The organism is Streptomyces sp. NPDC005393, from assembly GCF_040606675.1.
Classification (GTDB): Bacteria; Actinomycetota; Actinomycetes; order Streptomycetales; family Streptomycetaceae; genus Streptomyces.
In genome coordinates this window covers 385,743-398,239 of sequence record NZ_JBEXFG010000002.1, presented here as the reverse complement: position 1 = coordinate 398,239, position 12,497 = coordinate 385,743, and the positions used below count along the sequence as shown (strand labels likewise).

The 12,497-nt window shown below is 72.3% G+C and carries 9 protein-coding genes; 6 read left to right on the top strand and 3 right to left on the bottom strand.

Annotated elements, in window-relative coordinates; genetic code table 11:
- Window positions 1-9: 9 nt before the first annotated feature.
- Both ABZS71_RS04190 and ABZS71_RS04185 read right to left on the bottom strand, forming a co-directional pair.
- Entirely contained in the window at window positions 10-573 is a 564-nt protein-coding gene (locus ABZS71_RS04190; RefSeq protein WP_355846210.1) for a hypothetical protein, read from the bottom strand.
- 283 nt (window positions 574-856) lie between these two features.
- Window positions 857-3,019, bottom strand: coding sequence for a RecQ family ATP-dependent DNA helicase (locus ABZS71_RS04185; protein ID WP_356207468.1), 2,163 nt, complete (start codon window positions 3,017-3,019; stop codon window positions 857-859).
- Window positions 3,020-3,130: 111 nt separating this feature from the next.
- Here ABZS71_RS04185 and ABZS71_RS04180 point away from each other — a divergent pair, with 111 nt between their 5' ends.
- The 6 genes from ABZS71_RS04180 to ABZS71_RS04155 all read left to right on the top strand — a co-directional run bounded on the left by ABZS71_RS04180 (window position 3,131) and on the right by ABZS71_RS04155 (window position 11,793).
- Window positions 3,131-4,555, top strand: coding sequence for a DUF4192 domain-containing protein (locus tag ABZS71_RS04180; protein ID WP_356207465.1), 1,425 nt, complete (start codon window positions 3,131-3,133; stop codon window positions 4,553-4,555).
- A gap of 189 nt (window positions 4,556-4,744) precedes the next feature.
- The gene (locus ABZS71_RS04175; protein WP_356207463.1) at window positions 4,745-5,506 is read left to right on the top strand and encodes an NUDIX domain-containing protein; all 762 of its coding nucleotides are present in this window, start codon (window positions 4,745-4,747) and stop codon (window positions 5,504-5,506) included.
- A gap of 130 nt (window positions 5,507-5,636) precedes the next feature.
- Window positions 5,637-7,622, top strand: coding sequence for an ABC transporter ATP-binding protein (locus tag ABZS71_RS04170; RefSeq protein ID WP_356207460.1), 1,986 nt, complete (start codon window positions 5,637-5,639; stop codon window positions 7,620-7,622).
- 182 nt (window positions 7,623-7,804) lie between these two features.
- Window positions 7,805-8,755: an FCD domain-containing protein gene (locus ABZS71_RS04165; protein WP_356207457.1), complete on the top strand. Its 951-nt coding sequence runs from the start codon at window positions 7,805-7,807 to the stop codon at window positions 8,753-8,755.
- Window positions 8,756-9,223: 468 nt separating this feature from the next.
- Entirely contained in the window at window positions 9,224-10,789 is a 1,566-nt protein-coding gene (locus tag ABZS71_RS04160) for an RNA polymerase sigma factor (RefSeq protein WP_356207455.1), read from the top strand.
- 173 nt (window positions 10,790-10,962) lie between these two features.
- On the top strand, window positions 10,963-11,793 hold the full coding sequence (locus ABZS71_RS04155) for a serine protease (RefSeq protein WP_355846048.1): 831 nt from the start codon (window positions 10,963-10,965) through the stop codon (window positions 11,791-11,793).
- A gap of 143 nt (window positions 11,794-11,936) precedes the next feature.
- Here ABZS71_RS04155 and ABZS71_RS04150 read toward each other — a convergent pair whose 3' ends face one another.
- Complete coding sequence (locus ABZS71_RS04150; RefSeq protein WP_355846045.1) at window positions 11,937-12,161, bottom strand: hypothetical protein; 225 nt, start codon at window positions 12,159-12,161, stop codon at window positions 11,937-11,939.
- Window positions 12,162-12,497 lie beyond the last annotated feature (336 nt).

The window sequence follows — 12,497 nt, the reverse complement described above, 5'->3', positions numbered from 1 at the left end:
TGCGGCAGGTCAAACGGCTGCGGAGTGGCTCAGCGCCTCGTGCGCTCCGGCACGGGGCGGCGGCAGCGCCTGCGCGTCGCCGTCGCCCGTGGCGGCGACGTCCAGCGCGGTACGGAGTGAAGCGGAGTGCGGCCGGCGGCCGCCCCGCCCCTCGCCGAGGACCTGCCACCCGTCGCGGGTCAGGGTGATGTACGCGCCGCAGCGCAGGCCGTGCAGGGTGCAGGCGTCGCGCAGGCCCCACATCCAGGCGCCGTCCTCCTCCGTCCACCTGCTCTCGCCCTCACGGCAGTAGAGCAGCACAGCGGTGCGGACCGGGGTGCGGCGCCGCAGATCGTGCGGGATGACCCGGCGCAGCTGCGCCAGGAGCGCGTTGCGGAATTCCCAGCCGTCCGCGGCGGCGGCGCCGCGCCGGGGGAACGACGCGCTCGCCGTGAGCCGTTCCTCCGGGCCGAGGACCGCGACGACGGCCGTGGCGGGCCTTGGCAGATGGCGGCTGTGCAGCCCGGTGACGACCTCGCGTGGATTGCGCAGCAGCGGGATGCCCGCCGCCGCCCACTCGGCGGGTTCGAGCATCCGGCCCAGCCGGGAAGCGGGATCGGCGGACGGCGGCGGAGCGAAGCCGAAGGTCACGGTCCTCCTTCGTCTGCGCGCCCACGGTCCGGCGACGGGTCGGGCACGGGCGCACGCCACGACACGGCCCCAACGGGACCACAGGCGGGCCGGGGGCGGGGAGCTCCTGACAATTCTCGCGGTCGCGCCCCCGCGCGGCAATGAGCAGTTGGCGCGGCTGACCGGTTTGCGGCGGTGCGCCGTCTATATTCCTGACCGGCCCGCTGCCCGCCCCGACCGGCAGCGCTTATCCCTGCACGGCCAGGACCAGCGGAAACACATCCGCCGCCCCTGCCCGGCGGAGCAGCCGGGCGGCGACGGCCAAGGTCCAGCCGGTGTCCGCCATATCGTCCACCAGCAGCACCGGTCCGCCGGTCTCGGACAGGGCCGCCGCCAGCGCGGGCGGCACGGTGAGCGCACCGTGCAGCGCTCGCAGCCGCTGCGCGCTGTTGGTGCGCGGCACCCGGGTGTCCAGCTCGGCGTCGTGGTAGGCGACGGTGCCGAGCAGCGGCATCCGGCCGACGGCGGCGATCCGCTCGCCGAGCGTCTGGATCAGCCGCGGCCGGGTGCGCGAGGCGATGGTGACGACGCCCACCGGGCGGGCGGGGGCATCCGGCGCGCCCGAGGCCCAGCCGCCGGGGCCCTTGGCCCAGTCGGCGAGCACGGTCACCACCGCGTCGGCCACATCGTCGGGCACCGGCGCGTCCGGGCTCTGCGGGGCCAGCAGCGGGCGCAGCCGGTTTCCCCAGCCGATGTCGGAGAGACGGCCGAGCGCCCGGCCGGGAGCGGCCTGCTCTCCCGCCGGGATACGGCCCTTGAGCTCGACGCCCACCGCGGGCAGCCCGGTCGGCCACATACGGCGCGGCTCCACCTCGACACCGGGCCGGCCCAGCTCGCCACGCGCCGCTTCCAGCGAGGCGGCGGACACCTCGGCGGTGAACCGGGGCCCAGCGCAGTTGTCACAGCGACCGCAGGGCGCCGCCTTCTCGTCGTCCAGCTGCCGCCGCAGGAACTCCATCCGGCAGTCGGCCGTCGCGGCGTAGTCGCGCATGGCCTGCTGCTCCGTCTCCCGCTGCCGCGCCACCCACGCATACCGCTCCGCGTCATACGTCCAGGGCTGCCCCGTGGCGGTCCAGCCGCCGCGCACACGCCGCACCGCGCCGTCCACATCGAGCACCTTGAGCATGGTCTCCAGGCGCGACCGCCGCAGCTCGACCCGCGGCTCGAGCGCGGGCAGCGACACCGGCCGGTCAGCCGCCCCCAGCACGTCGAGTGTGCGGCGCACCTGCTCCTCGGCCGGGAAGGCGAGCGAGGCGAAATACCGCCAGATCGCCTCGTCCTCACGGCCGGGCAGCAGCAGCACCTCGGCGTGCTCCACACCGCGCCCGGCGCGCCCGACCTGCTGGTAGTAGGCGATGGGGGAGGAGGGAGAGCCGAGGTGCACCACGAAGCCGAGGTCCGGCTTGTCGAAGCCCATGCCGAGAGCGGAGGTGGCGACCAGCGCCTTGACCCGGTTGGCCAGCAGATCCTCCTCGGCCTGCTGACGGTCCGCGTTCTCGGTCTTGCCGGTGTACGAGGCGACGGTATGGCCGCGCTGCCGCAGGAACGCGGTCACCTCCTCGGCTGCGGCGACGGTGAGGCTGTAGATGATTCCGGAGCCCGGCAGCTCATGGAGGTGGTCGGCCAGCCAGGCCAGCCGGTGCGCGGCGTCCGGCAGCGGCAGCACGCCCAGGCTCAGGCTCTCCCGGTCCAGCGGGCCCCGCAGCACCAGCGCACGCTCCCCCTCGCCCGTGCCCAGCTGCTCGGCCACATCCGCCGTGACCCGGGCGTTCGCGGTCGCCGTCGTGGCGAGCACGGGCACACCCTGGGGCAGATCGGCGAGCATGGTGCGGAGCCTGCGGTAATCGGGCCGGAAGTCATGGCCCCAGTCGGAGATGCAGTGCGCCTCGTCGACGACCAGCAGACCGGTGGCGGCGGAGAGCTGGGGCAGCACCTGATCGCGGAAGTCGGGATTGTTCAACCGCTCCGGGCTCACCAGCAGCACATCCACCTCGCCCGCGGCCACTTCCGCCTGGATGGTGTCCCACTCCTCGGTATTGGCCGAGTTGATGGTGCGGGCGTGGATACCGGCCCGCGCCGCGGCCTCGACCTGGTTGCGCATCAGCGCGAGCAGGGGGGAGACGATCACGGTCGGACCGCTGCCGCGCTCGCGCAGCAGCGCGGTGGCGACGAAATACACCGCCGACTTGCCCCAGCCGGTGCGCTGGACCACCAGCGCCCTGCGGCGGTCGGCGACCAGCGCCTCGATCGCCCGCCATTGATCCTCCCGGAGCCGGGCGGAGCCGGTGGTGTCCCCGACGAGGCGGGCCAGGACGGTGTCGGCCGAGGTGCGCAGGTCTTCGTCGCTCATGCCCCCATGCAACCTGATCCCACCGACATTGCGCGAACGGACCCGGTGGCCTGTGGATAACGTTATCCACAGGGGTGGCGGAGGTCGCCGGAGCTGAGGGACCGTCGGGCCATGACTCGACACAACGAACCGGCCGGCACGTCCGGCGAAGAGCAGGTCACCCTCCGCAGCCCGGCCGAGCTCGCCGATGCCCTCCCGTATGTTCTGGGCTTCCATCCGGACGACAGCGTCGTGATGATCGCGCTGCACGGCCCCCGCGGCCGGTTCGGCGGCAGGCTGAGGCTCGGCATTCCCGGCGTCCGCGAGGAGTGGCCGGAGGTCTGCGACCAGCTCGCCGAGTGCCTGATCGGCGGCAGCGAGCGGCGTGGCGACCGGCCCGACGGAATCGTGCTGTTCCTGTGCCAGGAGCCGGCGGAGGGCGAGTCGGGCCAGGAGGTGATGGAGCGGCTGCGGCCCCTCGCCCAGCGCCTGCGCATCGCGTGCGGCGGGCTTGAGGTGCCGGTCTTCGAGGCGCTGTGCATCTCCGAGGGCCGGTTCTGGTCGTATGTCTGCCCCGACCGGCGCTGCTGCCCACCGGAAGGAGTTCCGCTCGCCCTGCCCGGCACCTCGGTGATGGCCGCGGCGGCGACGTTCGCGGGCGTTCATGTGCGCGGCTCGCTGCGCGAGATGGAGGCGAGGCTCGTGCCGCTCTGCGGCCCCCGGGCCGACGAGCAGGAGCGCGCGCTGGACGCGGCCGGGTGTGAGCTCGTGCCGAGGATCCTGGGCGGTGCGGACTGTGCGGCGGTGCGCGCGCAGACCCTCGTCCTCGTCGGCCGGATGCTGGAGCGCTTCCGGGCCGCGCCGCCGATCGCCGACCCGTGCGCGGCCGACGCCCGCGATGACGATCTGCTCGACGACAAGGACGCGGCCGCGGTGATCATCGGGCTGCAGGACCGGCTGACGCGGGACCGGGCCGCCGCGTGGATGGAGGGGCCGGACGCGGAGACGGCGCAGCGGCTGTGGCGTGCGCTGGCCCGCCGCTGCGCCGGCTTGTACGGGGAGCACGCCGCGGCGCCGCTCACCCTGGCGGGCTGGGTCGCCTGGTCGGCCGGTGACGAGCCCGCGGCACGGGTCGCGCTCGGCCGAGCGCTGCGGGTCGATCCCGACTATCTCTTCGCCAGGCTGCTGCACCAGGCGTGCAACGAGGGGCTCGATCCGGAGCTGCTGCGCGAGTGCCTTCGACAGGAGGGGGTGGACCGCGCGGTGCACGCCGCGCTGCACCAGGGGCTGGAGCGGGGCGGCGGTGCCGACGCCGCCGAGCCGGCCGTGTCGGCCGAGCCCGCCGGAGCGGCGGAGTCAGCGGAGGGGGAAGACGACGGTGAGCGGCAGCGCGAGGGACGGTCGCCGAGCGGTACGGCAGCCCCGGGTGGCCGGGGTGGATCGCGCGGCCCGAGCGGACCGACGGGGGCGGGTGTGCCGGGGGGCAGGCGCCGCCCCGAGGGCGGGCCGCGCGCCCGGCGCCGGAGCGGGGGACGGGGGACGCGCAGCCGCCGCTGACTCCGGCAGGCGCCGGCTGCCCGGGCGACCGGCGGGGGCACGGGCGGACGGGCCGTCAGAGCGCCTCGACGCCCTTCGGGAAGACGTGCGGGAGTCGTGCGGAGGAGCCCGTGAGAGAGCGATCCCAGGAACAGCGAAGATCATGCTCAAGAGCCTGTTTATCGTCAGGCAGACGACTATGATCGCGTTATGCCCTACGACCCGTCGTCCTTTCCGGCGTTCGCCGTCACCGTGGATCTGGTCGTGCTCACCGTGCGGCGGCATGCGCTGTGTGCGCTGGCCGTCCGTCGCGGAGAGCCGCCCTTCAAGGGGCGATGGGCGCTGCCGGGCGGGTTCGTACGGGCCGATGAGGACCTCTCCGCCGCCGCTGCCAGGGAGCTGGCCGAGGAGACCGGGCTGCTCGCCCATGACCCGACACTTCCGGCCCCGCCGAACGCCGCTCATCTCGAACAGCTCGCCACCTACGGCGATCCGAAGCGGGACCCCAGGATGCGGGTGGTGAGCGTCGCGCACCTCGCGCTCGCGCCCGATCTGCCGGCGCCCCGGGCCGGTGGCGACGCGCACAGTGTGCGCTGGGCCCCGGTCGAATCGCTGCTCGACCAGGAAGGAGCGTTCGGCCGCGACGCCGAGCTGGCCGCCCCGCTCGCCTTCGACCACGCCCGCATCCTCGCGGACGGGGTCGAGCGCGCCCGCTCCAAGATCGAGTACTCATCGCTGGCCACCGCCTTCTGCCCTCAGGAGTTCACGGTCGGCGAGCTGCGCCGGGTGTACGAGGCGGTGTGGGGTGTGGCGCTGGATCCGCGCAACTTCCACCGCAAGGTCACCGGCACCCCCGGATTCCTGGTGCCCACCGGAGGCACGACGACCCGTCAGGGCGGCCGCCCCGCACAGTTGTTCCGGGCCGGGGGTGCCACGCTGCTCAATCCGCCCATGCTTCGTCCCGAGGTGTGATGGCCTGTGACACGACGACCCATCAAGGGGTGTATGTGCTGACGAAATAGGACATAGCGGGTTACCGTGCTCCGGTACGTCACCAGTCCCCACGTGCCATCGAGCGGTTACATGCCCCGCGGGAGAAGCCATGATCCAGGCCACCGGACTGACCAGCACCCCCCGCCGCAACCAACCGCCCGTCATCGATGACCTCACCTTCGAGGCTCCACCGGGTCGTGTCACCGCCCTGCTCGGTGGCCCCGGCGCGGGGAAGACCAGCGCCCTGCGGCTTCTGCTGCAGCTCGACCGAGGTCATGGCTCCGCCTTCTTCCGGGGCCGCCCGCTGCACCGCATCCGGCGTCCGGCCCGCGAGATCGGCGTGCTTCTCGACGACGTCCCCGGCCATCCGGGCCGTACCGTGCGGGGCCATCTGAGGATGCTCGGTGCGGCGGCGGGGGTGCCCGCGGCCCGCGCCGACATCGTGCTCGATGTGGTCGGCCTCACCGATCTGGCGGACGAGCGGCTCGGTGATCTGGCGGTCGGCGCGGAGCGTCGTCTCGGGCTCGCCACCGCACTCCTCGGGGACCCGCACACCCTCGTTCTCGATGAGCCCGCACGAGGCCTCTCGGCTCGCGATACCGCCTGGCTCAACGGGCTGCTGCGCGGATTCGCCGACCAGGGCGGCGCCGTCCTCGTCACCTCCGGCGACCCCGAGGGCGTCACCCGTCTCGCCGACCAGCTCCTCACCCTGGAGGCGGGCCGGCTGGTGGCGGATCAGCCGGTGGACGAGTTCGCCCGCACCCGGCTGCGCCCCCGTGTCGTGGTCCGCTCACCACTGGCCGGCCGGCTCGCCGCCGTCCTGGAGGAGGAGGCCGGCGCTGCCCGGCAGGCCGCCGAGGCCGAGGCCCAGGCGGCAGCCCAGACACAGGCCGAGGTGGCGGCCGAGATGGCGGCCGAGGCTGAAACCGTGGCCGAAGAGGCCGGTGGCAAGAGCGGGAAGGCCGGGGCCGAGGTCCGGGGCGCCAGAGCCAAGGCCGAAGCGAAGGACGGCGCCGAGGACAAGACCGGGACCGAGGACGAAAAGGGTGGCGAGACCGGCGCCCCGGCCGAGGCCGCGGAGGAGGACGGGGGCGCGGTGGTCGCGGCCGCCGAACCGTTCTCGGTAGTGCGGGATGACGAGACCCATATCTCCGTCTACGGGCTCCCCACCGCCTGTGTCGGAGAGGCCGCCTACCGCCACGGCATCGTGGTCCACCGGCTGGTCGAGGAGACCGCCGACCTGGGCCCGGCGACCTCCGTCGGCGCCCAGGCCCGCGACCGCGAGGCATCGCTGCCCCGGCTGCTCCCCAGGCTCCGGTTCCCCGGCCCCGCCTGGCCGATGCGCTACGAGCTGCGCCGCGCCACCGGTGTGCGGACCGGCTGGCTGATCGCCGTCGCGGCGCTCGTCGCCTCGTTCGTCGCCTCCGTACTGCTGGCTCGCGCGGGCGGCGCCGGCGAGCTGCACCGGCTCACCGGCTGGCCTGCCGACCTTCCGCTGCCTCCCGTCGCGATCGCCTCCGGGCTGCTGGGGGCCCTGGCCTTCGGCGAGGAGTTCCGCTATCCCGCGCTCGCTGCCGCCCGGGACGCCGTGCCCCACCGCCTCGGCCTGCTCGCCGCCAAATTCGTCGTCTGCGCGGCCGGCGCGATCCTGCTGTCGCTCCTCATCATCGTTCTCGACAGCGCGGCGCTTCTGCTGCTCGTCGGCGGTAATGCCGTACCCCTGCCGAGCGACTGGCCCGAGCTGGTGGCGAGTGTCTTCGGCCTCGCCATCGGCTCGTCATGGGCCGGGCTGCTCGCCGCCGGGATCTTCCGGTCCACCGCGCTGGGGCTGGCCACCCTGCTAGCGGTGCCGGTCGTGGCGGTGCCCGTCGTCCAGCACGCGATGGCGGACCCCTCGCTGCGCTCGCTGGTCATGCTGCCGCACCGGCTGCGCGCGGCGGTGCTGGAGCGTCCGCCGTCCACGCTCGACCGGGCGTTCGCGGTCGTCCTGCGGCTCGCGGGTCAGCCCGTCGGGCAGGCCCTGATGCTGTCCGTGGCCGTCCTGCTGTGCGCGTACGCCCTCACCGGGCTGCGCGGCAGAAGGACGCGTCAGTAGTGCGGCACGGGCCGGGCGCAGGCGCACGGCCGGACGGCCGCCCCCGCGAAGCGGCGCCCGGTGGACCAGGTCGAGAGCGGTTTCGCAGGCCCATCGCGTGAAGTGGTCGCAACTCCTCGGAGGGTGCTGCTTTCTGTCCGATTGAGCGTCAATTATGAGGTAATGGGCGATCACCCTTTCGTGTGCTTTTCACCAAAGACCTCAAGGGCCTCCTGGGCGTCGCCGACAAAGGATGCGTGAGTACCCTTGCGCACACCACGATGACCGCGGCTCGTCCCGCCGACTCCGGCCTGGCCGGCTCGGGCGAGCTTGACCGCTACTCCTACGCCGACGCCCACGGCGCCGACCGCGGCAGCGCCCCTTCCTGGGACGGCGCCGACGCGGAGATCGGCCGGGTGGGCCGACGCACGGCCGGCAACCGGGGCCGCGGGCTGCACGGCCAACTCGTCCAGCAGCTGGGCCAGATGATCGTCTCCGGTGACCTGGGCGCGGACCGCCCGCTCGTCCCCGAGGAGATCGGACAGCGCTTCGAGGTCTCCCGCACCGTCGTACGGGAGTCGCTGCGCGTCCTCGAGGCCAAGGGCCTGGTCAGCGCCCGCCCCAATGTCGGCACCCGGGTCCGCCCGGTCAGCGACTGGAACCTCCTCGACCCGGACATCATCGAGTGGCGCGCCTTCGGCCCACAGCGCGATGATCAGCGCCGCGAACTGTGCGAGCTGCGCTGGACCATCGAGCCGCTGGCCGCCCGCCTCGCGGCGGGCCACGGCCGTGAGGAGGTGCAGCAGCGGCTGGCCGACATGGTCGAGATCATGAACCATGCGCTGGCGCAGGGCGACACCCTCACCTTCTCGCGCGCCGACGCCGAGTTCCACGGGTTGCTGCTGCAGGTCGCGGGCAACCGGATGCTGGAGCACCTGGCGGGCATCGTCGCCGCCGCGCTCCATGTCTCCGGCGCCCCGGTCACCAGCTGCGACCGCCTCACCGAGGCGGGCGTCGCCCACCACCGCCGACTCGTCGAGGCGGTCGCCGCGGGCGACGCCGGAGCGGCCGAGGCGGCGATGCGCCAGCTGCTGACCGTGCACCTGGATCTCGATCACGCCGAGGTCGGGGTGCCCGCGCCGCGCGAGCACTGATCCGCGGCGCGTTCGGCGTCCGGAGCGTAGGGCGTACGAAGCGTGCGGCCGTACGACGTACGGCGAGCGGCGGGCCGTGAGCTCGAGCGATGGTCCGGTGAGCGCTGTACGGCGTACGAGAGCGGCGTCGCCGGATCCCGCGCCGCGGGTTCGGCGGCGCGGCGCGATCCGTCGATCGGCGCCGCGCGATACCCGTACACGATCAACTCGGAGTTATCTGTCCCGTTGGATGGGTATTAAGACCGTTATGGGGTGTGACTCGGGCCACGAGGATTGGGCGTAACGCTCTTTGGGGCAGCGCGATGATTAAAGAGGTGGCAGCCGCGGAGGGCATACGGATGTCGCTCGCAGGCGCTGTACTCCTCCGCACTCCGCCCCGCGCCGTCGGTCATCCCTGCCGGCGGTCGTCGGCTCCGGTCCCCAGCGGACTGAGCCGGAAGCCGTTTCCAACGTTCCGAGAGGTTGTTCGTGTCGGCCAGCACATCCCGTACGCTCCCGCCGGAGATCGCCGAGTCCGAGTCTGTCATGGCGCTCATCGAGCGGGGAAAGGCTGAGGGGCAGATCGCCGGCGATGACGTGCGTCGGGCCTTCGAGGCTGACCAGATTCCGCCAACCCAGTGGAAGAACGTTCTGCGCAGCCTCAACCAGGTCCTCGACGAGGAGGGTGTGACGCTGATGGTCAGTGCCGCAGAAGCGCCCAAGCGCACCCGCAAGAGCGTCGCAGCGAAGAGCCCGGCAAAGCGTACCGCCACCAAGACCGTCGCGGCCAAGACGGTCACCGCCAAGAAGGCCCCCGCCGCCCCGGCCGCCCCCGCGGCCGACGCGGGTGGCGCCTCGGCCGACGAGGCCACGGCGGCGCCCGCGAAGAAGGCCGCCGCCAAGAAGGTCACGGCCAAGAAGGCCGCGGCCAAGAAGACCACCGCCGCCAAGAAGACGGTCGCCAAGAAGGCCACCGCCAAGAAGGACGCCACCGACGAGCTCATCGAGGGCGAGGACGCCATCGAGGAGGCACCGGCGGGCAAGCCCGGCGCCGAGGCCGCCGAGGGTGAGCCGGAGAACGCGGGCTTCGTACTCTCCGACGAGGACGAGGACGACGCCCCGGCGCAGCAGGTCGCCGCCGCCGGCGCCACCGCCGACCCGGTCAAGGACTACCTCAAGCAGATCGGCAAGGTCCCGCTGCTCAACGCCGAGCAGGAGGTCGAGCTCGCCAAGCGCATCGAGGCCGGTCTGTTCGCCGAGGACAAGCTCGCCAACTCCGACAAGCTCGCCCCCAAGCTCAAGCGCGAGCTGGAGATCATCGCCGAGGACGGCCGCCGGGCCAAGAACCACCTTCTGGAGGCCAACCTCCGATTGGTGGTCTCCCTGGCCAAGCGCTACACGGGCCGCGGCATGCTCTTCCTGGACCTCATCCAGGAGGGCAACCTCGGTCTGATCCGCGCCGTCGAGAAGTTCGACTACACCAAGGGCTACAAGTTCTCCACGTATGCCACCTGGTGGATCCGTCAGGCGATCACCCGGGCGATGGCCGACCAGGCCCGCACCATCCGTATTCCGGTGCACATGGTCGAGGTCATCAACAAGCTCGCGCGGGTGCAGCGCCAGATGCTCCAGGACCTGGGCCGCGAGCCCACCCCGGAGGAGCTGGCCAAGGAGCTCGACATGACCCCCGAGAAGGTCATCGAGGTCCAGAAGTACGGCCGTGAGCCGATCTCCCTGCACACCCCGCTGGGCGAGGACGGCGACAGCGAGTTCGGTGACCTCATCGAGGACTCCGAGGCCGTCGTCCCGGCCGACGCCGTCAGCTTTACGCTGCTGCAGGAGCAGCTGCACTCGGTGCTCGACACGCTCAGCGAGCGCGAGGCGGGCGTGGTCTCCATGCGCTTCGGCCTCACCGACGGCCAGCCGAAGACGCTGGACGAGATCGGCAAGGTCTACGGCGTGACGCGTGAGCGCATCCGCCAGATCGAGTCCAAGACGATGTCGAAGCTGCGGCACCCGTCCCGCTCCCAGGTCCTGAGGGACTACCTGGACTGACGGGCGGCAGCCTGAAGCGAACGGCACAGCGCGAAGGCCGGGCCTCTTCGGAGGGCCCGGCCTTCGCGCTGTCCGCCGGAGGCCCCTGACCCGCTTGGCCCACCCGGGATGCGCAGCGCACCGAACGGGGTGACGCTGGGTGCGCGACACGCTCCGTACGGTCAGGAGGCTGCATGCGTAGGTCGCTCCGCCCGCTCCTCGCCGCCCTCGCGGTTCCGCTGGCCGCTGCGCTCGCGCTGTTACTCCTCGCGCCCGCTCCCGCGACGGCCGACCGCGTCGTGGTCGGCGGGCACCCCGTCCGTACGGTCGAGGCTCCCTGGACGGTGGCTGTGGCCAGCCGTGAGCTCTTCGGGAAGAAGCGTTCGGGCCAGTTCTGCGGCGCAGCGGTGGTGAGCCCCACAACGGTCCTCACCGCGGCGCACTGCCTGAGCCGTGGCGTGCTCGGCGTGAACTGGTGGGAGGTGCGGGACCTCCGGGTGATCATCGGCCGCAACGATCTGCGAGCGAGTGACGGCATGGAGTATCCGCCGGTGCGGGTGTGGGTCAATCCGGCGTACGAGACCGACAACAGGGCCGGGGATGTCGCGGTGATCACCCTGGGCTATCCGCTGCCGTCGGCCTACATCATCCCCATGGCGGGCAGCGGCGACCGGGCGTACCAGCCCGGGGAGCGCGCCGCTGTGTACGGCTGGGGCGATACGGAGGGTAACGGCAGCTACGCGTCATCGCTGCGCACGACGACCGTGCGGATGCTGGCCGACGCGGCGTGCGAGGCGGCCTACCCCGGCAATGCGGATGGGGACTACGCTGCTGAGTCCATGGTCTGCGCGGGGATGCCGAAGGGCGGGCGGGACGCCTGCCAGGGGGACAGTGGAGGGCCGCTGGTCGCCGAGGGACAGCTGGTGGGCCTGGTGTCCTGGGGGAGCGGTTGTGCGGTGGCGGGCCGCCCGGGTGTCTATACGCGGATCTCGGCGGTGGCGCCCCTGGTGGCTGCCCATGGCTGACACGGGGCTCATGAGGCCGCTGGAGTCCAGGCCGATGTGGTCCGCGACACGAGCGTGGGCGGCCGCCCCGCACAGGGGGCAGACCGCCCGGGATCCGGCCCTGGGCCGGCATCGCTCGTCGTCGTGGGTGCGAGGCGTCAGCGTTAGTCGTCGGACGCGGACGCCGGAGCGGCGGTCAGTCGCTCGGTCTCGTCCTGTATTTCCGCGGCGATCTTCTTGAGTTCCGGCTCGAACTTGCGCCCGTGGTGGGCACAGAAGAGCAGTTCACCGCCGCTCAGCAGGACGACGCGCAGGTATGCCTGGGCGCCGCAGCGGTCGCAGCGGTCAGCGGCCGTCAGTGGGCTCGCGGGGGTCAGAACAGTAGTCACGTCGCCTCTTCTCTAGCTCGACGAGCTGTCGTACCAGGGTCAACATCCAACCAGCCCGATATCGTTCCCGCTCGTGGCTTTTTCTCAAAAATTGGATCTGAGTAGGCCGGATGATGACGGTTGGCGGCGAATGAGCCGTATTGCGTTGGTTTACGGATTCACGTCGCTTGTCGGGTTTGTCCCCCCGGCCGGGTTGCCGGTTGTGAATGAGGACGTGCCCGGAGCCTAAATGGTTCATGCCTCGAAGGGAACGTGATGTGTGCTTCACGTCAAACGGGCTATCGAACGTACGAGCGAAACTGGGGTGGCCTCGACTAGGATGGACGTTTCATGGGT

What these genes read in the sequence shown, in the direction of transcription:
- ABZS71_RS04180 (WP_356207465.1), top strand. Translation starts at nt 3,131, where the DNA reads ATGACTCGACACAACGAACCGGCCGGCACGTCCGGCGAAGAGCAGGTC.
- ABZS71_RS04155 (WP_355846048.1), top strand. Translation starts at nt 10,963, where the DNA reads ATGCGTAGGTCGCTCCGCCCGCTCCTCGCCGCCCTCGCGGTTCCGCTG.
- ABZS71_RS04170 (WP_356207460.1), top strand. Translation starts at nt 5,637, where the DNA reads ATGATCCAGGCCACCGGACTGACCAGCACCCCCCGCCGCAACCAACCG.
- ABZS71_RS04175 (WP_356207463.1), top strand. Translation starts at nt 4,745, where the DNA reads ATGCCCTACGACCCGTCGTCCTTTCCGGCGTTCGCCGTCACCGTGGAT.
- ABZS71_RS04185 (WP_356207468.1), bottom strand. Translation starts at nt 3,019, where the DNA reads ATGAGCGACGAAGACCTGCGCACCTCGGCCGACACCGTCCTGGCCCGC.
- ABZS71_RS04190 (WP_355846210.1), bottom strand. Translation starts at nt 573, where the DNA reads ATGCTCGAACCCGCCGAGTGGGCGGCGGCGGGCATCCCGCTGCTGCGC.